The following is a 21,681-nucleotide window of genomic DNA, read 5'->3' as shown; positions in this document are numbered from 1 at the left end:
CAGTCTCTTCTTTCTTTTTATAGACGGCTCTCTAATTCAGAGACTTCGTCACTACAGCAAATGTATGGATATTTCTCGTTGAAGGCTTTAATCTTTAACAAAGTTTGCCTTAAAAAATGCTTATACTCATCGGTTTCAGCATTGAAAGGCCGATGATTGAGAGCAAGGTATATCTTGTTCCATTCTTCTATTACCGGATGAGTTTCGGCTCTAAAATACGTATCGGAAAATCGTTCCCATATATAGTTGATCGCCATTGTATTCGGATGCGTCATATCATCATTATAGAATCGGTAGTCACGCAGTTCATCTAGAACAATTTCATAGGAGGGAAAGTAGTGCAACCCGGTTGCTTTCTCCCTTAATTTATCAATAGCGAGGAGCAATGTCGATTTGCTAAGCTGATTTTCGTGGGCGCCATCTTTCATGTGGCGGATAGGACTTACAGTAAACAGGATTTGGAGAGTCGGGTTTATCAGTCTTAGTTCGTCTATCAAGGATTTCCAATCATTCACAATATCATCGACAGAAAGCCGGTATCTGTCAAAATCCGATGCGGGCAGTTTATGGCAATTGCCTACGACCATATTGCTTTTTTTCGACCGGAAGACATATGCCGTACCGAATGTGATGAACAGAATATCTGCCTGCCGTAAATCAGCAGAAGATTTTTCGATTTTTGTGTTTATTCCTTCAATACATTTATCTATATCTATATTAGAGAATATACTATGATGGAAAAAGCTATGATAAAGCCCTTTGTATTCGAAAACATCGTTTTCGGTGAATTTCTTTTTTTCGATGAGTAGCTTTAAAGCCTGGTTGATCGATTTAGGATTGTAAAGTACGCCAAACGGATTGAGATTTACATTGAATTTATTATCGGTAAGCAATCTTCCCATATTCTCAATAAAGCAGGAACCAATCATTAATATGCTGCTTCTATGAGAAACTGTCAGGTCTGATTTTGGTATTTCTATTTTTGTCCTGAATTCCATTTGTTAGATAAGATATGGTTGCACAAAAATAAGAAAAAGGAAGATAAGAAAGGGGTATATTCTAATGATATATTTTATATCTTAAATTTTTAGTTTGTATTTAAAATTAAATTTTGTGCCGCTTTAAACTCAGGATATTTTGGGTTAGAATGTTTTTTTCGAACGGTTATATAATCTAACGAAACCCTAGCGTTCTTTGAAGTCGTTTTTATGTAAAACACGTAATACCATCTCTCGTCGCTGACGGGATATCGTGATACTCGACCCATCTTTCATCAATATATACCCTCCGTCGGTTTTCACAAAACTTTTTACTTCATTCAGATTTATCAGATGGGACTGGTGTACCCGAAGGAAATTTATAGGAGAGAGTAATTCGTCGTATTCCTTAAGAGTCTTTGATATCAATAATTTCTCGCCACTCTTGAGATAGAAGAATGTATAATTCCCATCCGATTCGCACCGGATAATATTCATAATCTCTACGAATTCAATTTTATTGGACAGGGGTAGGGCAATTGTTTTCTTATTATCCTGTTTACTTCTGTTATTCAGTAGATTAAGCATTCGTGTGTTATTTTGTTTGCTGTGTATTGTTTCTATAGCCTTATCCACTGCTTTCAATAACTCCATAGTATCTATTGGTTTTACAATGTAATCTAGTGCCGATATTTTTATTGCTTTAACTGCATAATTGGTGAATGCAGTCACAAAAATCACTTCGAAATCAAATTTGGAAAGACTCTCCAGCATAGAGAAACCATCACCGCCCGGCATTTCCACATCAAGAAAGACCAGGTCGGGTTTTAATTCTACGATATTCTGCCGGCCTTCAAGCGCCGACGAACATAAAGCAACTATCTCAACCGCAGGACAGTATTCAGAGAGAAGCTGCTGAAGGTTTTCACGATTATTTTGCTCGTCTTCTACAATAATTGCTCGTATAGGAATATTTGTCATTTATATCTTAAGTTTTAAACGGGTATCGATATTGTAACCATGCACCCGGTGATTTTGCGATCTGTTTCAATATTCTCTATTTGCAAACCGATCTCGAGTTTCAGCTCCTTGTTTAACAGCTTCAACCGTTCACGGATTGCCTGTAATCCAAATCCTGTTTTTGTGGTGTCTTCCGGTACAACATAGCCATTGCCTGTATCTGTTACGGTTACATACAACACTTGTCCGGTCATTGTAAAAGTCAACTTTATATGTCCACCTCCCTTGGGAACAACTCCGTGTTTTACGGCATTTTCAACAATCGGCTGAATCAACATCCCGGGTATTTCCTCGTTCTCCACGTCGATACTTTCATCTATATCAATAGTATACCTGAAAGGTACACGCAACTGTTCGAGGCGAAGGTATAATTCCAGTTGCTCTATTTCTTCCGACAGAGTAATCAGTCTCTTCTCCGATGTTGATAATACCAGACGAAGCAGTTTTGCAAAGTTAACCAAATAGTCATTCGCTTCTTTATCCTTTTTCTGATTTATAAGATTCTGAATGGAACCTAGAGCATTGAAAGTAAAGTGTGGATTCATCTGAGCACGGATAGCTTTTAGCTCAAGTTCTGAAATATGTCTTTTGGTACGCTCTCGCCGTTGGATTACCAGCCGTACTATGAAGAATGTGAGTATCACAGAGAAAAGTGAAGATAAAATAATAGGCACCAGAATACCGCCCGAAGCGGTACTCTGATTCTTTTGTTTTTGAATATCTTCTTCTATTACCGATAAGATAAGAATGCCTGAGTCGTTATAGTTACCCAGTACCCTATCCAGAATAGTCCCATCACTTCTCATTATGATATAACATCCTTTTCGGGTGATAACTTTATCATAATAATCGCGTAATTTATCATCGGATACAAAAGTAATATACTCCTGCGCATTGTTATTTTTTTCAAAAAGGGATTTCCTTGATGCGGAAGTTATTACGCAGGGCGTTATTTTATCCCGGAGATAATCATTTTCCTTATCTGATTCTTTATACGGATTCTTCAGTTGAAGGTTAAAGGATTCTGTTAATCCTTCATCTACAAGCAATACGATATAACTATCAGATGCATTTTTTAATGGTATATAGTTCTGAATTGCCAGATTAAGATCTTTAATATTCGCTCCGGGTTCTACTTTTTCCACCTGTTCATGCATAGAAGTTATGCTTGTACGTAATCCGGGTTCAGCGCATTTTCTCAGGAAGTCGTCGTATTCTCTTTGGCTATCCTCCAGATGAAAGCCTGTCATCAGATATTTTAGTGTCTCAGAGGTCAGATAGAACCGCGGATATCCCCAGAATATGGCATCAGCAAAGTAATATTTGGGAATATGTTCTTGAAGATACCTCATTCCGGTAAGCACATCATCATTTGTCTGCCATGCTTTGTAGCTATAATAGCTATCAAGGAACTCTCCGTATGTATAAGGCTGGTACAAATAGTCGGTCGTCGGAAATATACACCCAAATTCTTTACTCGTCCAGTCTATTTGATACTGTAGAGGCATTGGTTTCATTAAGTCCCCAATATTCTGCTGCGTTATGGCATTATGCATGTTAACTTTTTCGGACAAATACCAATAGTTGTATGATAGTTCTGCCGATCTTACCCAATAAGCATTCATTTCTTTGCCATAAGTTTGCAGCAGGGTCTGATGTTTGGCTTTACCTTTGTCGAAGAAGTCGTCTATCTGTTGCTGTGTAATTTTCCAGAGTTCGCCAGAGTTTTGTAATTCTTTTTCCTCCTTATAAAACTTTACGATTTGGTTAGTATAGGCTGAATTGGCACTGCCCCTGCCTGTAAATAAATAGTCATTTTCTACAGTATTATATTCTATCTTTATTGAATCATCAGGTGTGAGGTCCAGTAAAATGCCATTAATTTCCATTCTTTTTGGTGATGACAGGAAGAATTCAAAGGTATATGAACCATCAGATGACTTTTTTGCAGGCCTGATTCTTTCGCCATTATTAGTTATAAAGACACGATCCTCGGGTATATCTTTTGAGGGCGTATATATCAAACGTACATTCGGCTGAAGATCAAATGAAGCCGAAACTATTTGCACAAAAGTAGGAGTTTGGGTATTCTGGGTAGTGACAGGGTCTCTTAAATCGACAAACCACGGCATCAGATTGCCTTTTCTGCTCTTTTCGATCCAATTGTGAAAGAAGCCTTGAGCCGCAGTTCTCAGGACTGCCTCAAAGTCTAATGTCAAATCTTTCGGAATGCCACCTCCTCCTATTATTTTTACCCCTGTTGTTATCTGAAGTAAATCGCTGTACCATCTTTTTCTGTCACGTGTGAATATTCCGCTTTCTTCGGGAATGGGGAGGAAGTTAGTACTTACTTTTCCATCCTTTATACTTGCAGAAAGGATAACATTATTATCTCTAAATAAATAGAATATGCTTTCACCATTTGCATAACGGCTAAAGAAATAAGAGTCGTAATAATTATATACTTTAAACAGGCTATATGGGTTTGGATCATGTTGATCCTTATCTTGGAAATGTGCAAACCAATTGGTAGGTTTGATTCCAAATCTGACAGAATCTTTATCCACAGAAAGTACATCGAACTGTACTTCTAACTTTTGCGCTTGATCGAAATCCCATATCGAATTATGTCCGACCACTCCGTCTGACACAGTTACTTTAAGCCTGAATGAGTCGCCTTGCCTCAGTTTGTCGAAGGTTCGCACCTCTTTGGCCTGAGCAAACATGGAGATTAACACCAGCAATACAATCAATAGTTTTGTTTTCATAATAACAAATTTAATTAATAACTTAAATCTCAAGTCAAATCTATGATTTAATATTATTCTGGAATGTTGTTATTATTATATAGCTATCCGGAGCTATTAAATGGTTATAAGAGGTTATTATCCGAAACAAGTCTTTCCGCATGATCATACCAGTCATATAGCGATGAGTAAACCTTATTTATAAAGTCTTGAAAATGTTTTTATATCGTAATTTATGGGATTTATGTGTTTTCGGAGTAATGGTATTTATTTAATCAAACTGCTATAAAAAAGAAAAGGTTGTCATCCCGACAACCAATCTTCATTGTTAACCTTAAATCTAATACTATGAAAAACACATTACAAAGATAAGGGGTGTCCGGGAATATTCCAAATAATCACAAATGTTATTTTAACAGTTTAAATTTGTTTAACGGAGACCTTGGGAATATCTGCCCAAATGTTAAATATCCTTGCGTATTATAAACAAATAAAAAAGGCCTGAAGCCAGACCTTTTTATATATTTCATTGATTATTAAGTATTATGGTTATCTGTTTACGATATCCATAGTATCCGAAGCAATCATAAATTCTTCATCAGTTGGTACAACCATCACTTTTATTTTAGAATCCGGTGTGGTAATTACCGCCTCTTCCCCATAAATCTTCACATTTTTCTCTGTATCAAGTTTTATTCCCAAAAATTCTAAGTCGAGACAGATTTCTTCTCTAAGGTAAACGGCATTTTCTCCTATACCTCCTGTGAAAAGTAAGATATCAAGACCTCCCAAAGCTGCTGTATATGCCCCTATATATTTCTTGATACGGTAGAGAAACATATCATAGGCTAATTTGGCCTTTTCGTTTCCTTCGGCAATGGCAGCTCTGATTTCGCGCATATCAGATGAAACGCCTGAAACTCCCAGCAAACCGCTATGTTTATTTACGAGAGTAGAAATTGCCTGTGTGCCAATATTTTCTTTTTCCATTATGAATGAGATTATACCTGCATCCACATCTCCCGAACGTGTCCCCATCAACAAACCTTCGACGGGGGTCATACCCATCGATGTGTCTACAGAAACACCTCCTTTAATAGCAGCCAGAGAGCCGCCATTACCGATATGTGCTGAAATAATCCGTTGCTCCTCGTATGGAATACCCAGCGATTCACAAGCCTTACGCGAAACATAACGATGACTCGTACCATGGAATCCGTAACGACGGATGGCATATTTCTGATATAGTGAATATGGCAGACCATACATATATGCCTTTGGCGGCATTGTCTGATGAAAAGCTGTATCGAATACACCCACCTGAGGAATATCTCCCATCAGCTCTTTTACAGCATAGATACCTGCCAGATTGGGTGGATTGTGTAATGGGGCAAGCTCTATGCATTCCTCCATTTTTTTAATCACCTCATCTGTGATAAATACACTGCTGTTGAATTCTTCTCCCCCATGTACTACGCGGTGGCCTACAGCATCTATTTCACTTAATGATTTTATACAGCCATATTTTTCACTAAGAAGGACTCCGAGAATATATTCTATACCGGCCTGATGCTCGAGTATTTCTCCTTCAAGTACAACTTTATCTCCGTTAGCAGCAGGAAATTTAAGGAAGGAACCTTTCAGTCCTATCTTCTCTACACCTCCCTGAGCCAAAACTTCCTTGCTTTCCATATCGAAAAGCTTATATTTTATAGACGAACTACCACAGTTCAATACTAATATCTTCATACTGTTAAATTAAATTGTTTGGACCAAGTTGTTTTCCTGTTTCATCATAGACATAGAATCCTCTTCCCGAAGATACGCCTAACTGCTTAGAACGGTACAGGCGCCACAAAATCGGAGCAGCCTTATATTTTTTGTCCCCGTATTCATGGAACATGTCTTCCATCAGCATAACCAGTTTCTCAATGCCTACGATATCGGCTAGGTGAAAGATACCATAACGCTGGCCGTAAATAATAGTGAATTCTTTGTCTATATCTTCAAGCGATGCCACATTTTCCATCCAGATATTACATGCCTCGTTCAGCATTATTATCATCAGGCGGAAACTCACAAGACCACTGCTTTCATGTACCGGAATCGGCGTATATTTAATCATATTGGCAAACAGATATATCTTATCTACTGCCTCTTGTGATGTAAATGTACCTCTTACTACTTCCAGTAGACGGGCATCGGTATGTGTAATAGGGAAATGAAGGCTTATGCAGCGCGCTTTATGCGTCAGTTCTGCTGCCAGCTCGCTTATAATGACAGTAGTGGCGTTCGTGGCAATAATCGCATCGGGAGCTAGTACCAGTTCCAGGTTTCTGAAAACCTCCTTACGAAGTTCGGTGCTGCGTTCTCCGTTCGCTTCGTAACGGATACATTCTATCACAAAGTCGCATCCTTTGAGGTCACTGTAATTGAGAGAGCCTTTTATACGCCCCATAGTGGCTCGTTTCTCACTTTGGGTCAAACCCCAGTTTTCAATCTTGGTATCCAGTCCGTGGCCAATATCTTTGAGTGCTTCCTGAATTCTTTCTTCCGAAACTTCTATGAAAACAACCTCCATCCCCGATAAAGCCGTAAGGCTAACAATATGTCTGCCATCACGCCCACAGCCTACAACTCCGATTTTGGAGAAAAGAGACCTTTTCTTATGTTTATTGCTTAACCCGTATTCTTCAATAGGTTCTATGATTTCTGCCATATATAATTTATTGATTGTTACTTATTCTTTGCCGCTATGGCCTGATTTGCCGCTATAGCCACCATGTTATAAACATCACTCACTGAACATCCGCGCGAAAGGTCGTTTACCGGAGCTGCCATTCCTTGCAGAATAGGGCCAACAGCCTCTGCATTACCCAAACGCTGAACTAGTTTATATGCAATATTTCCCACTTCGAGTGAAGGGAAAACAAGTACATTGGCATGTCCTGCGACTTTACTGCCGGGTGCTTTTTGCTGACCTACAGACGGCACTAAAGCTGCATCGGCCTGCAATTCCCCGTCGATATTCATTGTCGGGTCAATTTTCTGTGCAAGCTGGGTTGCTTCTATTACTTTGTCTACCATCGGATGTTTTGCGCTTCCTTTTGTCGAAAAACTCAATATGGCTACCTGAGGCTCTTCCCCGACCAATGCACGGGCTGTCTGGCCTGTTGCGACTGCGATCTCAGCCAATTGAGATGAGGTAGGGTCAGGTGTAACAGCGCAATCGGCTACAACAAGCAACCCGTCTTTACCGTACTGTTTCTGAGTTGTAAACATTAAAAAAGCACCTGAGACCACACTGATTCCGGGTGCTGTTTTTATAATCTGAAGCGCAGGACGAAGCACATCGCCTGTCGTATTTTGTGCGCCGGCTATCTCTCCGTCGGCGTCTCCGTTCTTTATCATCAGGCAACCGATGTACAATGGGTCTTCGGCCAGTTTAGAGGCTTGCTCAATTGTCATGCCCTTGGCTTTTCTCAATTCGAAAAGGAGATTGGTATAAGTTTCCTTCTTTTCATAGTTCTGAGGGTCAAGAATTGTTGCTTTGTCTATATTTTTCAGGTTCAAACTTGCTGCCAGTTCCTTTACCTCTTTTGTATTCCCTATAAGAATAATTTCAGCAACTCCGTCTGCTAATAACTGATCGGCAGCTGTTATAGTTCTTACCTCTGTTCCTTCGGGAAGGACAATACGTTGTTTGTTTGCCTTGGCCCTTTCTACAATTTGTTTAATTAAGTCCATATAATAGATGTTTTTACTTGTGTTCTTGTGCAAACGGGATATCACGTGATTTTTTTACGCGTGCGCAAATATACTAAAAATGCAAACTAGAGATTGCATTTTTGCGTAGGAATAATCGTTTTAAATGCAAAATATACTAAAAAAACGAGTAGGAATAAATGCGTAAAAAGATTTTAATATGGGCAACCGGAAGTAAATAATAGCCATTATTTTAGTATTTACAACTTATTCAATTATTATCTTAAAACCTGGCCGGTTTTGTATCTTTCGCATATATTCTTATCTGTCACTTTATACCTCCTTGATAAATTTTCATTCCGAGAAATATTGTTCCGAAAAGCTGATCAGGGGGCCGTCTCTGGCTACAGTTAATTTAATCGGAATAAGGAATATTCAGTATCCAGTTTCTGACCATATCCTTGTCAAAAACCTTTCCGATAACCTTGTATTTCGAATCATTTAAAGGATTACGCCCTATCAGGGGCTCTGACATTACCCCGATTTTAGGCTTATAATAGTTGGCATGTACAAAAGACATTTTATCATTTATATAATAAATATAACCTACATGAGAATCCAGCCCGACAATGTATAATCCTTCGCCCTTCGATTCCATATAGGCTATAACATCTTTCATCGGCTTTTGTTGAAAACGCCTGATATCTGTTGATACTTTTTTTATCAAATATTCCGATGCCTGTTGCGCCCACTTTATACGGGGGATATTAAAACCCATATCGCGCAGGGTAGTGGTAATAAAATAACCGCAGGCAATACTCCCTTCTTTCGGAGTCTGGCTATGTCCGTGAAATGTCCACGGCGTACCGTACCACGACAGGAAGAAATCATCAGAGATAGCTAACAAATATTTTTGTGCTTTACTCACAATGCTATCCTGGCTTTCTTTATTGCTTTTGTTCATTTCGTATTCCTTTCTGAAAAGATCCCTTGTTTCGAGGATTTCTTTTTTCAGTTCGGAATAAGATTTCGAAGGCTGTTGAACTTCTGTTACTTCTTTAATCTCCACATTATCTTCCTGCTTGTTTGCCTTTGAGGAACAGGAAAACAAAAGGGAGAGTGTAAGTATTGCGAAGTTTCGTAACATTGATTAATCTATAAACCGTTTTGTTATATCCCCGAAATAATCGATACGTCTGTCCCGAAAGAATGGCCACCAGCGTCTTACCTGTTCGGAGCGTTTTATATCTATTTCCACCATCCGGACTTCTTCTTTGTCGTTCGTAGCCTGCCATAGTATTTCTCCCTGAGGGCCAGCCACAAAGCTGTTTCCCCAGAATGTTATACCATTTGTTTGTCCCGACGGGTCTGGTTCATAACCTGTACGGTTGACAGATACCACATGCAGTCCATTTGCTACGGCATGTCCCCGTTGGGAGATTACCCATGCCCCTAGCTGGCGGTCTTTTTCTTCCTGCGAGTCGGTCGATTCCCAGCCTATGGCTGTAGGATAGATGAGTAAATCGGCTCCTGCCATTGCCATCAGGCGGGCAGCCTCAGGGTACCACTGATCCCAGCAAACCAGTACACCCAGTTTCCCCAGAGATGTTTCAATGGGTTTGAATCCCAGGTCTCCCGGAGTGAAATAGAATTTTTCATAATAGGCAGGATCATCGGGAATGTGCATCTTGCGGTATTTTCCGGCAATGGTCCCGTCCTTTTCCATTACCACAGCCGTATTGTGATACAAGCCCGGTGCACGGCGCTCGAAGAGGGAGAGGACAATAACGACTCCGAGTTCTTTTGCCAGTGCTCCAAACTCGTCAGTCGACGGGCCGGGAATTGTTTCGGCAAGGTCGAAAATATTAGTATCTTCTACCTGACAGAAATACAGTGAATTATGTAACTCTTGCAAAACGATAAGTTGTGCCCCTTGTTTTGCAGCTTCCCTGACTTTATCTTTCAGGTTATTTATATTTTGTTTTATATCCGGCGTATTGGCCTGCTGTATAATTCCTATTTTCATATTATTTTAGTTACAAGTTTTTAGCGCTTCGCCCCATTGGCACATTAATTACTTAATCCGGCAACTTAATTGTATCGGGCGACATTTCTATATGTTTTTCGAATTCTTCTATTCGCAGTTGTATATCATCCAGAAATTCCTGTGTACAGCCACCTTTCTTAGCGTCTTCGTAATATCTTTTCAGTAGAGGCAGGAACAGTATATCATTCCCCGAAAAAACCATTGCAGGTATGTCATTCTTTATGCATCTGAACAATAATGCTTTCTGATCTTTCATCTGAATAATATTTAGATAAAACCCTCGGGATACTGCATTGTAATACAATGTAAGGAGCCATGCTGCCTTATCAGCGGCGAGCAATCCACCCCAATAATCTCTCTTGCCGGAAAAGCCTTTTGCAGTTGCTTCCGAGCTTCTTCGTCTCTTTCCTTATCGTCATAGAACGGTAGCAATACCACATTATTCATAATAAGGAAATTGGCATATGTCGCAGGTAATCTTTGATTATCCTCGTCATACACAGGCTTTGCCATAGGTAGAGTTACCAGTTTGTATGGGTTTCCCATATAATCGGTAAATGTTTTGAGTTGTTCTTCCATTTTAGAAAGAGCGTCGTAATGTTCATCCGATTTATCTTCACATTTTACATAAGCTATCGTGTGTTCGTCACAAAAACGGGCGAGTGTATCGATGTGGCTATCGGTATCATCCCCCGCAAAGTAGCCATGGTCGAGCCATAATACTCTGTCGAGTCCAAAGGCTTCTTTCAGATATTCTTCTATGCTTTCTTTGGAAAGGTATGAATTTCGGTTTGGAGATAACAAACATTCTGATGTGGTGAGCAGAGTCCCTTTTCCGTCCGATTCGATTGCTCCGCCTTCGAGTACAAAATCTTTTTTGTTTATCAGTTCTACATCGGAGGCGAATATCCTTTTTGAAAATAATCCTCTGGTTATCTGATTGTCGAAATTAGATGCAAATTTCAATCCCCATCCATTGAACGTAAAATCACATACGTGTTTTTTACCATCCTTAATAACCGATATGCCACTATGGTCACGTGCCCAGGTGTCGTTTGTAGGTAATTCAACCAGCGTGAGATTGCTAAATAATTCTTTGTGCCCTCTCAATTCAAACTTTACGCTTTCGGCATTATAGCATACTATGATAAGCTTTTGCCTTTTTAGTATTTCTGTCGCTATGTTTACATAACAGGCGGTTACTTCTTCGATCATATATTCCCAATCGGTACCAATGTGAGGCCATGTGAGTTGTATTGCGCTTTGGGGATACCATTCGGGTGGTAAAAGTATAGGGTGAGCCATTCGTTTTTTATTCTAAAAAGTTTATCAGATAACAAAAATACAAAATAATTATCTTAATATACCACCTGTAACCATTCGTCCTGAGTGAATAGTCTGACGTCGGGCAGAGAAAAATAGCTGAGGATTCGAATAGGTACAGAGATTTGCAATTTCAATATTCTGAACAGGTATGTCTGCATCATTCAAAATAAGTTTATTTGCCTGCTGCAGATTCAGATGCATTTTTCCGGTCGCGGTGTTCCGGTAACCAATATCCTCCATTTGAAAACCTGCTTCCTGAAAGATTTCTACTACTTCTTCACCCACTTCGAAGCGTTCCTGAGATATGCATGGCGCTATGCCTGCAAGTAGGTCTTTGGGATTACAGCCAAAATGTTCAGTCATTTTTATCACGGTCTTTTCTGCAATCCGCTCAACAGTACCTTTCCATCCCGCATGAATGGCAGCCAATACTTCTTTGTGCGGGTCGTATATCAATACCGGCACACAGTCGGCAGTAGTAACTCCTATGCATATATTTTTCCGGTTAGTGATAAGGGCATCTATACCGTGTAACTTTTTTTCTTTTTCCTCATCATTAAGGTTTAAAAACTGTTCGTCTACAATGAATATTCTGTCATGATGGGTTTGGTAAGGGATATACAGATTTTCTACAGAAATGCCCGCTACATTTGCAATACGTTCTCTGTTCTCTTTCACATGATCAGGATTATCTCCTGAGTACAGGCTAAGATTGAGGGAACTGTATGTATCTGTGCTAACTCCTCCTTTTATGCTGGATGAAAAATGAAACAGATTAGAGTTGGGAAATATAGAGAAGCGGAAGAGTCCGATATTATTTAGAGAGAAATATTCCATAATTAGCTTTTTTACTTATAATGAATTTATTAAACTACATAAAGTTATGAAAAAGATTTTGTTATTATTATTTATTCTTGCCTCTTCGTCTGCGACATATGCGCAAACGGGAGATGAATCTTTGTATTATAACAATATAGAGGTCTATAAAGATTTGCAGCTTTCATCTGCTCAAGCAGCACAAATCAAGGAATTGAAAAGAGAGGTAAAGAAACAGTTTCAGGCAATTGGCCGAGACAGAATCATTTCGGGTTATGAAAAAGGGCAACGTAAACGTGCTTTGGCCCTAAAGCATAAATCGGATATAGAGAAAATACTGACTAAAAAGCAGGTTAACGTATTTGAGAATAAATACGGGAAAATGTCAAAAAATGATGGACTGAAAGATATCATCGGAGATACATATGAGCATAAACTGGACGCTCTTGAAAAACGCTATGAAGCAGAAAAGGATGCCATAGGAGATAATGATAATTTGAGTAAATCAGAGAAAAAAGCAAGATTGGAGTCTTTGAAAGATACTTATAAATCGCAGAAAGAATCATTGAAAAGAGAAAGAAAGTCTGCGAAAAACGCTTTTTCCTGATGATGAATTAAAAGTTAAGGCCTGCCAGATGTTTTCGGCAGGCCTTATTTTATTATGAGGCAGACGGATCAAAAGTCCATACCCTTATTCTGTTTCATCCTCTTCGTAGAAGAATCCGTCCACTTCCTCTTCCTCGTCCCAGTCTTCTTCCTCGTAGTCATCTTCCGGTATAGAGTCATCTTCTTCATCAAACTCTACGGTCTTTATATCCAGATTGCGATGTGTTATATTGAATGATTTCTGATATTCTCCGTCTGCATTCAGTTCACGCCACAATAAATCTTTCAGTGCTACCAGGTTATAGCCTGTTATGGATGAAATAAAGATATGAGGTATCTCCGGCAGATCGGCTTCCAGTGCTTCCATCAGTTCTTCGTCCAGCATGTCGGATTTAGATATGGCCAGTACCCGCCGTTTATCCAGTAATTCGGGATTGAACTGAGCCAGTTCGTTGAGGAGAACCCTATATTCCTGATGAATGTCGTCCGCATCGGCAGCTATAATGAACAATAATAATGAATTCCGCTCGATATGACGCAGGAAGCGTAATCCCAGGCCTTTACCCTCACTTGCTCCCTCTATAATACCCGGAATGTCGGCCATGACGAACGATTTGTAGTCACGGTAGCTGACAATTCCTATCTTCGGTTCGAGCGTAGTAAACGGATAATTAGCTATTTTGGGTTTCGCAGCAGTCATTACCGATAGTAAGGTAGACTTGCCTGCATTCGGGAATCCGACCAGCCCCACATCGGCCAATACTTTAAGCTCTAATATCACTCTGCGTTCCTGATATGGTTCTCCCGGTTGAGCATACCGTGGTGCCTGATTAGTTGGCGTTTTGAAGTGGTTGTTTCCACGGCCGCCCTTACCACCTCTCAGCATGATAACCTCCTGGCCGTCTTCGGTTACATCACATAGATATTCTCCCGTTTCGGCATCATAAGCCACTGTTCCACAAGGGACATCGATTATCTTGGTTTCACCTTTTTTGCCGGAACTTAACCTGCCGGAACCACTTTCTCCGTGTCCTGCAAGAATATGGCGTTGAAACTTCAGGTGGAGTAATGTCCATAAGTTCCGGTTGCCCCGTAATATCACATGACCACCATCGCCGCCATCTCCACCATCAGGGCCTCCTTTAGGTATGTACTTTTCACGACGGAAGTGAGTCGATCCTCTACCACCCTTGCCCGAACGGCAATAAATTTTGACGTAATCTATAAAATTTGAATCTGCCATACTGTTTTGGTTGTCTCCTGCTTGTATTGTAAGGGAAACTTTTGATTTGTATTTAGATAACAAAGGAAGTTATAAGATAGTTCCTATAACTTCCTTTTATATTGGGGAATATTATTTCACTTTGTCTACAGCCTCAGCTATAAGACCGAAGATTTCTTCCACAGTACCTACTCCCTTTATAGATGCAAGTTTTCCTGTGTTTTTATAATGTTCTTTTAGCGGAGATGTTTGATTTTTGTAAACATCGAGGCGGGATTTGATTGTTTCCAGATTGTCATCTGACCGTCCCGATTGTTGTCCGCGTTTGATAAGGCGGTCTATCAGTTCCGGTTCGTCCACTTCGAGGCTGACAACAACAGATACATCCTGTCCTCTTTCTTTGAGCATCTTTTCCAATGCTTCGCCTTGGGCAATAGTGCGTGGGAACCCATCGAAGATAACTCCGGAAGCATCTTTCTTGCTGTCCAGCACATTTGCCAGCATACCGATAACTACGTCGTCGGGTACAAGTTGCCCCTTCGAGATGTATCCTTCAGCCAGCTTACCCAGTTCTGTTCCGTTCTTCATTTCAGCGCGTAAAACATCGCCTGTAGAGATGTGTGCCAGATTATATTTCTTGATGAGGTTCTCGCTTTGAGTGCCTTTTCCTGAGCCTGGGGCTCCAAAAATTATAATATTCAACATATTAATTAAGTTACATGTTACAGGCTCGGATTACACAATTGTAAGGGCAGGCCTGTAAGATTTATATTTAAGAGTTTTTTATTTTATATATATCCGGAAGATTACGTCCGTATCCGTCGTAATCCAGGCCAAAGCCAACGATAAAATCGCTGGGTATCTCCAAGGCCACATAATCCAGTTTTATATCATGTTTTAATGCGTCAGGCTTAAGTAAAAGTGTGGTTACCAGTATGCTTTCGGGTTCGTCACAAACCAACTGCTCCAGCATCAATGACATTGTATAGCCTGTATCTACTATGTCTTCCACAATGACAACTGTCCGTCCTTTAATGTCTTCTTCCAGTCCGTATATTTCTTTTATTTTTCCGGTTGAAGAAGTCCCTTTATAAGACGACATCTTTACAAAAGATACTTCACAAGGGATAGATACACGCTTCATCAATTCAGAGGCGTACATAAACGAACCGTTTAGCACGCAAATGAATAAAGGGTCTTTGCCGGCCAAATCTTTATTTAATCTGGCAGCTACATTGTCAATTGCTTTTTCTATAACTTCTTCTGTGAGAAAAAGATCAAATTCTTTATCCTTAATAGTCACCGTTTTCATAGATGATTTTACTCTAAATTGTTATTAAACTGCAAAAGTAGCATAAATCAGTTAATTGTCTATCATAATGATGGTATTTTAAATGTCTAAAAAAGAAAAAACGGGAAAACTTCCGTTGTCCCGTTTCTATAAGTATCTGAAATAAATGTTTACTGAGGAGCTCCATATACTTCTTCGCATGGTTGGATAATAACCCATCCATCACCTTCGAACATCATCTGGAAACTTTCGCCGCTACCTCTTCCTATAAATGTTTTAAGAGAAATGTCAGTTTTCATCTGAGGGGCAAGATTGCCCGACCATGCAACTGTTGCATTAGGGTCTGTAAAGACTGGTTGTCCCGGTTTCACGATCAATGTCATCGGGTTGCCGTGAGTTGTGATGGCAATATGTCCGGTTCCGCTCAGACGTGCCTGGAATAATCCTCCACCCATGATACCGGCAACACTTTTCATCATTTTCACTTCCGATTTAACTCCTTCTTCGTGTGCAAGGATATCGTTGCCGTTCACATTGATCGATTCATTTTCCAGATACAAGATACGCACTCTTTTCTCTACATCGGCTGCATAAACGCGTCCTGTACCTGTTGTTTTCATCATTGTAGTACCTTCTCCCGACATGGTTTTTTTAAGCAGGTTGCCGATACCTTTGCTCAGCATGCCTTCTCTTTCAAATTTCACGTTTCCGGTATAAGCTACCATTGCTCCTTTTTTCAACATTACAGTCTGGTTGTTGATGTTAAGCTCGAGCATATGGGGACTTTCTAATTGGAAAAAGTCATTTTTCGACTCGTCTTGTGCTGTTTCTTCAATGAAAGCCTTAATGGAATACTTGTTCATAGTGTAAGGTTTTAAAAATTAATAGATTAAACTGATTTGTTTGTATATGTTACTTTTTAAAGTTCTAAAAGTAGAGAAATTATCCTGAACATGAAAATAATATTATCCTGTCAGGGTAGTTTTTTGCAATAACTTAATTATGCGAATCAGTAGTTGAGATTTAATGTTCTATTTTATCTAACGCGCCTGCCGGCTTGTTTTTCTTAACTTTTTCTTGATAAAAAGTTACAAAAATCAAGGCTGCATCCCTTCGGCGACCCAAAACCGCAGCTGCGGTGGGGCAAAATAATACGGAATCATCCATAGCCGGATTATCAGCCGTGTATAGCAGCTATCCTATTTTGCCCTACACCTCCGCTTTACGGATTGGGTACCCCGCCTGAGGGCCGAGGCCGTTACCGCGATGCGGCGACAGAACTGTGTCTTTTCAGGCTTTAGCCCCACGTGCGTCAGCCCTTGCGCATTAGTGACGCAGGCGGGGTACCCAATCCGTTGCTGACGGCGTAGAATCAAACGGGGCGATAGCCCGTTTGTTTGATTCAGCCGACGAAACGGTTTTGGGTCGCCGAGGAGCGGAGCGCTAGCCTTTTGGTTCGTTTTGGGCAATGCCAAAATGAATGTTTAAGCGGAACGAAGTGCAGCAGAAAAAAATCCAACAATTTTATACTACAATAATTACTTTAACTACTAATTGGAATTAATTATATCTTTATATAGATATTTTTCTTATAAAGAATATTTCCTACCACCCAGCAGATACCTACAAAAATAAGAGCATATATCAAGGCGCCGAAATAATCGCCCAGATATGGCTGTAACAGAACGGAATATATATACCCTTTGGCCGAGATATATTCCCCATTGTAAGGGAATACTGCCTGATAGGCTAAGGTGCCAAGCACTCCGGCCATAACATATATAAAGAGAGGATTAACCCCGAACGATTCAAAGAATACACTCCATTTTCGATGTCCTTTTATGTCGATTATCCATATCAATAAAGCAAGAAGCAGAGAGGCCAGACCACATGTAGCCAAGACAAATGTAGGTGTCCATATCTTCTTGTTGATAGGACATCCGTAACTGAGCAGAAATCCCGCAAAAGTGAGTATCGTGCCGACAATGAATAGCTGGGATATCCGTTTGTCATTGTCTTTTGTATTCATAATAAGTGCACCGCAACAGAATCCGATGAGAACGTGGGCTATGGCAGGAATGGTGCTTAATAATCCTTCAGGATCTATAGCCAGTCCCGAATCTTTGTACATGTGATTTATGCCCAATATAGCCTGGTCTACTATGGATACAATGCTGTCTTCGCTTTTCTCGAACCCGTTTCCGAAGGCAAGCAGCAGAAAGTAAGCCAGTAATGTCGTACCTATTATATATGGGATGTATTTGTGCTTTACGGTAATGGCAATGATGGATGCTGCACCGTAAGTCAATGCCAGTCGCTGCATAACACCTAACGTGCGGAGATGCCCGAAGTCCGTTATAGCCCTGAAAAAGCGTTCCCAGAATCCCAGATTGTCAGGCTCCAGCATGTGATACGTACGGAATGATAATCCGAGCCATGAAAGACCGAGTCCGATTAAGAATATGACAATCGTTCGTTTAAGAATCTTTAAAAGAGTTGGCGTGTTAAACTCGAAATTAAATTTCCGCAAGGAAATATAAGTGGATATTCCCATGATGAACATGAAAAACGGAAATACGAGGTCGGTAGGTGTCAGTCCATCCCAGGCAACGTGTTTTAGCGGAGCATAGGTATACTCTCCTGATCCCGAATTATTCACCATTATCATTCCGGCAATTGTGATGCCACGGAGTACATCGAGAGACAATAGTCTTCCTGAAGGTTTTTGTGTCATTTTCTTATGTATCTGTTAGAAATAATGTTAACGGTATGCAGAATACGAAAGTAGTTGTTTTAAGTATTTCTGCAAAACAGCACGCCGGTTTTAACATCAAACCGGCGTGCTGTTTTATATGTTTACTCTTCCACTAAGGCAAAATCCAGTTGTTTACGTTCAAGATTTGCCCGGGCTACTTTTATTTTCAGAGGATCGCCCAGACTGTAAGTGCGTTTGTTGCGGCGTCCGCGCAAACAATAATTCTTTTCGTCGAATTCGTAGAAATCATCATCCAGGTCACGGATAGGAATCATACCCTCACATTTATTCTCATTGATTTCGGCATATAAGCCCCATTCTGTAATTCCTGAGATAACCGCATCGAATACTTGTCCCAGTTTGTCGGACATGTATTCCACTTGTTTGTATTTTATAGATGCTCTTTCAGCATTGGCAGCCAGTTGTTCCATCTCCGAACTGTGTTCGCATTTACTTTCATAAAGTTGTTTGCTCACACTGCGCCCGCCATCCATATAGCGGGTAAGTAAACGGTGAACCATCATATCGGGATAACGGCGGATAGGGGAGGTGAAATGAGTGTAATACTCAAATGCCAGCCCGTAATGTCCGATATTTACCGTAGAGTATATCGCTTTGGCCATGGCGCGTATGGCAATGGTAGAAATCAGGTTTTCTTCCGGCTTGCCGCTTACCTCATCCAATAAATGATTGATGGATTTTGAAACGTTTGTTTTCGATCCGTCCACCTTTATTTTATAGCCAAACCGGCGGATAAATTCAGAAAGGTTCTCCATCTTCTCCGCATTCGGCAGGTCGTGGATACGGTAAACAAATGTTTTTGCGTTCTTATTTTTCGGTACATTCCCGATAAATTCGGCAACAGTACGATTGGCCAAAAGCATGAACTCCTCGATCAGTTTATTTGAATCCTTGGCATACTTGAAGTATACACTGATTGGTTTTCCTTTTTCGTCTATTTCAAATCTTACTTCATGGCGGTCAAATGCTATTGCTCCGTTATCGAAACGTTTACCCCTTAATTTTTTTGCAAGGTCATTCAACTTGAGTATTTCATCTTTGTAGTCTCCTTCACCTGTTTCGATAATGTCTTGTGCTTCTTCATATGTGAAGCGTCTGTCGGAATGTATGACTGTGCGGGCAATTCTGCTTTTCTTTATATTCGCATCGTCATCAAGTTCGAATATAGCGGAATAGCATAACTTATCCTCATGCGGACGAAGCGAACACAGCCCGTTGCTGAGCCGTTCGGGGAGCATAGGGATGGTTCTGTCTACCAGGTAAATAGAGGTGGCCCGGCTTTCGCCTTCTTTATCTATAATGTCGCCTTCCTGAACATAGTGTGTCACATCGGCAATGTGTACTCCGACTTCCCAACGACCATTTTTTATCTGTTTGATCGAAAGGGCGTCATCAAAGTCTTTTGCATCGCGCGGGTCTATTGTAAATGTAAGCGTATTTCTGAAATCTTCACGCTTCGCGATTTCTTCCGGAGTGATTTCATCCGGTATTTTGTTGGCAAAAGCCTCTATCTTTTCAGGGTATTTGTATGGCAGGCCAAATTCGGCTAAGATAGCATTCATTTCCGTATTATTCTCTCCGGCCTGGCCCAGTATGTCCAATACCTTCCCTATCGGATTCTTTGCTTTCTGAGGCCATTCCACGATTTCTACCAGTGCCTTGTCCCCGTCTTTACCTCCATTCAGTTTGTCTTTGGGTATAAATATGTCATTAGCCAGTATTTTACTGTCCATCACCAGAAATGCGAATTGTTTCTGAACATCCAGTGTGCCTACAAAGGTTGTTTGCTTACGTTCGAGTATTTCCAGTACTTCGCCTTCCGTATCACGTCCTTTGCGTTTGGCCAATATTTGTATTTTTACACGGTCGCCGTTCATGGCATGCGCCGAGTTTCGTTCAGCTATAAAGATATTATTGCTTTCGTCATCCGGTTTGAAAAAGTTCTTTCCGTTACTTCTTCTTTCAAATGTGCCTTCAAGAAAAAGTCCGCGATTATTCGATTTATATTTTCCACGTACAGGTTCTACGATGAAGTCATCTTCGAGCAGGTTGTAGAGGATATTGTTAATTAATTGTTTTTCAGCAGGCTTTTTGAATCCCAGCTTTTCTGTGATTTGCTTCGGGCTGAATGATTCTGTTGAATTTCTATTGAAAAAGTTTACGACGCTATTTACGATATCTGTTTTTGTTTTTCTTTTATCAGTTTTGTGAGGAGCTTTGTTCTTACTCATATGTGATTTATTTCATTAATTTCTATTATCGGGCAAACATTAACGGGTTGAGAATGTTATTCCCCGGTTGTCATACTAAATACCAAATGTACAAAAAAGAATTAAATTGTACATCTGATTCTTTGTGAATGAAATACTTTTGTCAGAATTTATGTAATTTTGTTTTTGAATTAACTGAAATATAAGATTATGCCTTGCATATTAAATATAGAAACAGCTACAGAAGTGTGTTCAGTAGTGGTGTCCAGAGATGGACGAGTAATTTTTCAAAAGGAAGAAACAAAGGGACCTTCCCATGCCGTTTTGTTAGGAACATTTGTAGATGAAGCCGTGAAAATCCTTCGCGCGCAGAATCTGCAACCGGATGCCGTGGCAGTTAGTTGTGGGCCAGGTTCATATACAGGGCTTCGTATTGGTGTATCGGAGGCGAAGGGGCTTTGCTTTGGGCTGAATATTCCGTTGATTGCCCTTAATTCTTTAAAAATAATGGCAAACGGCGTATCTAAAATGAAAGATTTACAGGATTACACGTTGCTTTGCCCGATGATAGATGCCCGCAGAATGGAAGTGTACGATGTATTGTTAAATAAAGAATTACAGGAAGTTCGTCCTGTTAGCGCCGATATTATTGACGAAGACTCCTTTGCTGATTATCTGAATAAAGGCAGGATTCTTTTCTTTGGTAATGGGGCGGAAAAATGTAAGACTGTATTGAAAAGTGAAACGGCTTTGTTCTTAGACAATGTCTATCCGCGCGCTTTGGATATGATCAGTCTGGCAGAGGAAGCCTATGCTGCCGGAGATTTTGAAGATGTGGCCTACTTCGAACCTTTCTATCTGAAGGAATTCGTGGCTACTACTCCTAAAAATAAGGTGTTGACCGATATGAAGTAGTAAAGTAATATTTTCGATAATTA

At 40.2% G+C, this 21,681-nt stretch carries 20 protein-coding genes; 2 read left to right on the top strand and 18 right to left on the bottom strand.

The features are described 5' to 3' along the window. Positions 1 to 17: 17 nt before the first annotated feature. The 11 genes from HMPREF9455_RS12695 to pgeF form a co-directional block, all read right to left on the bottom strand. Positions 18 to 998, bottom strand: a complete 981-nt coding sequence (locus tag HMPREF9455_RS12695; protein ID WP_006800108.1) for a GSCFA domain-containing protein — start codon at positions 996 to 998, stop codon at positions 18 to 20. Between the two features lie 186 nt (positions 999 to 1,184). After that, the gene (locus HMPREF9455_RS12690; protein WP_006800107.1) at positions 1,185 to 1,958 is read right to left on the bottom strand and encodes a LytR/AlgR family response regulator transcription factor; all 774 of its coding nucleotides are present in this window, start codon (positions 1,956 to 1,958) and stop codon (positions 1,185 to 1,187) included. A gap of 14 nt (positions 1,959 to 1,972) precedes the next feature. Then, the gene (locus HMPREF9455_RS20745; protein WP_006800106.1) at positions 1,973 to 4,765 is read right to left on the bottom strand and encodes a sensor histidine kinase; all 2,793 of its coding nucleotides are present in this window, start codon (positions 4,763 to 4,765) and stop codon (positions 1,973 to 1,975) included. A gap of 528 nt (positions 4,766 to 5,293) precedes the next feature. Next, the gene (locus tag HMPREF9455_RS12680) at positions 5,294 to 6,493 is read right to left on the bottom strand and encodes an acetate kinase (protein ID WP_006800105.1); all 1,200 of its coding nucleotides are present in this window, start codon (positions 6,491 to 6,493) and stop codon (positions 5,294 to 5,296) included. 4 nt (positions 6,494 to 6,497) lie between these two features. Continuing rightward, positions 6,498 to 7,463, bottom strand: coding sequence for a 3-hydroxyacyl-CoA dehydrogenase family protein (locus tag HMPREF9455_RS12675; protein WP_006800104.1), 966 nt, complete (start codon positions 7,461 to 7,463; stop codon positions 6,498 to 6,500). Between the two features lie 17 nt (positions 7,464 to 7,480). Then, a complete protein-coding gene (gene pta / locus HMPREF9455_RS12670; RefSeq protein ID WP_006800103.1) occupies positions 7,481 to 8,491 on the bottom strand; it encodes a phosphate acetyltransferase in 1,011 nt (336 codons plus the stop codon). Between the two features lie 373 nt (positions 8,492 to 8,864). After that, positions 8,865 to 9,596, bottom strand: a complete 732-nt coding sequence (locus HMPREF9455_RS12665; protein WP_006800102.1) for a hypothetical protein — start codon at positions 9,594 to 9,596, stop codon at positions 8,865 to 8,867. A 3-nt stretch (positions 9,597 to 9,599) separates the two neighbouring features. Then, positions 9,600 to 10,475, bottom strand: coding sequence for a carbon-nitrogen hydrolase (locus HMPREF9455_RS12660; protein ID WP_006800101.1), 876 nt, complete (start codon positions 10,473 to 10,475; stop codon positions 9,600 to 9,602). A gap of 52 nt (positions 10,476 to 10,527) precedes the next feature. Beyond that, positions 10,528 to 10,752, bottom strand: coding sequence for a hypothetical protein (locus tag HMPREF9455_RS12655; protein ID WP_006800100.1), 225 nt, complete (start codon positions 10,750 to 10,752; stop codon positions 10,528 to 10,530). A gap of 11 nt (positions 10,753 to 10,763) precedes the next feature. Then, on the bottom strand, positions 10,764 to 11,801 hold the full coding sequence (locus tag HMPREF9455_RS12650; RefSeq protein ID WP_006800099.1) for an agmatine deiminase family protein: 1,038 nt from the start codon (positions 11,799 to 11,801) through the stop codon (positions 10,764 to 10,766). 48 nt (positions 11,802 to 11,849) lie between these two features. Then, positions 11,850 to 12,659: a peptidoglycan editing factor PgeF gene (gene pgeF / locus HMPREF9455_RS12645; protein ID WP_006800098.1), complete on the bottom strand. Its 810-nt coding sequence runs from the start codon at positions 12,657 to 12,659 to the stop codon at positions 11,850 to 11,852. Between the two features lie 46 nt (positions 12,660 to 12,705). Between pgeF and HMPREF9455_RS12640 the strand changes: the two genes are divergently transcribed. After that, positions 12,706 to 13,245 (top strand): hypothetical protein, encoded by a 540-nt coding sequence (locus HMPREF9455_RS12640; RefSeq protein ID WP_006800097.1) that lies wholly within the window; start codon positions 12,706 to 12,708, stop codon positions 13,243 to 13,245. 84 nt (positions 13,246 to 13,329) lie between these two features. Here the strand turns inward: HMPREF9455_RS12640 and obgE are convergent, their stop codons facing one another. From obgE to rnr, 7 genes are all read right to left on the bottom strand, one after another. After that, complete coding sequence (gene obgE, locus HMPREF9455_RS12635) at positions 13,330 to 14,487, bottom strand: GTPase ObgE (protein WP_044216252.1); 1,158 nt, start codon at positions 14,485 to 14,487, stop codon at positions 13,330 to 13,332. Between the two features lie 111 nt (positions 14,488 to 14,598). Next, positions 14,599 to 15,171 (bottom strand): adenylate kinase, encoded by a 573-nt coding sequence (locus HMPREF9455_RS12630; RefSeq protein ID WP_006800095.1) that lies wholly within the window; start codon positions 15,169 to 15,171, stop codon positions 14,599 to 14,601. A 67-nt stretch (positions 15,172 to 15,238) separates the two neighbouring features. Next, positions 15,239 to 15,778: a hypoxanthine phosphoribosyltransferase gene (hpt, locus tag HMPREF9455_RS12625; RefSeq protein ID WP_006800094.1), complete on the bottom strand. Its 540-nt coding sequence runs from the start codon at positions 15,776 to 15,778 to the stop codon at positions 15,239 to 15,241. A gap of 149 nt (positions 15,779 to 15,927) precedes the next feature. Next, positions 15,928 to 16,620, bottom strand: coding sequence for an AIM24 family protein (locus HMPREF9455_RS12620; RefSeq protein ID WP_006800093.1), 693 nt, complete (start codon positions 16,618 to 16,620; stop codon positions 15,928 to 15,930). A 160-nt stretch (positions 16,621 to 16,780) separates the two neighbouring features. Further along, positions 16,781 to 16,924, bottom strand: a complete 144-nt coding sequence (locus HMPREF9455_RS21395; protein ID WP_157256601.1) for a hypothetical protein — start codon at positions 16,922 to 16,924, stop codon at positions 16,781 to 16,783. A 397-nt stretch (positions 16,925 to 17,321) separates the two neighbouring features. Further along, a complete protein-coding gene (locus HMPREF9455_RS12615; protein ID WP_006800092.1) occupies positions 17,322 to 18,491 on the bottom strand; it encodes an acyltransferase family protein in 1,170 nt (389 codons plus the stop codon). A gap of 122 nt (positions 18,492 to 18,613) precedes the next feature. Beyond that, complete coding sequence (gene rnr, locus HMPREF9455_RS12610) at positions 18,614 to 20,764, bottom strand: ribonuclease R (protein ID WP_006800091.1); 2,151 nt, start codon at positions 20,762 to 20,764, stop codon at positions 18,614 to 18,616. 189 nt (positions 20,765 to 20,953) lie between these two features. On the opposite strand from rnr, the gene tsaB reads away from it, so the two are divergent. Continuing rightward, entirely contained in the window at positions 20,954 to 21,658 is a 705-nt protein-coding gene (tsaB, locus tag HMPREF9455_RS12605) for a tRNA (adenosine(37)-N6)-threonylcarbamoyltransferase complex dimerization subunit type 1 TsaB (protein ID WP_006800090.1), read from the top strand. Positions 21,659 to 21,681 lie beyond the last annotated feature (23 nt).

The organism is Dysgonomonas gadei ATCC BAA-286, assembly GCF_000213555.1.
In the GTDB taxonomy this organism is placed as follows: domain Bacteria; phylum Bacteroidota; class Bacteroidia; order Bacteroidales; family Dysgonomonadaceae; genus Dysgonomonas; species Dysgonomonas gadei.
The sequence above is the reverse complement of the archived record's forward strand: the minus strand, read 5'-3'. Positions and strand labels throughout refer to the sequence as shown.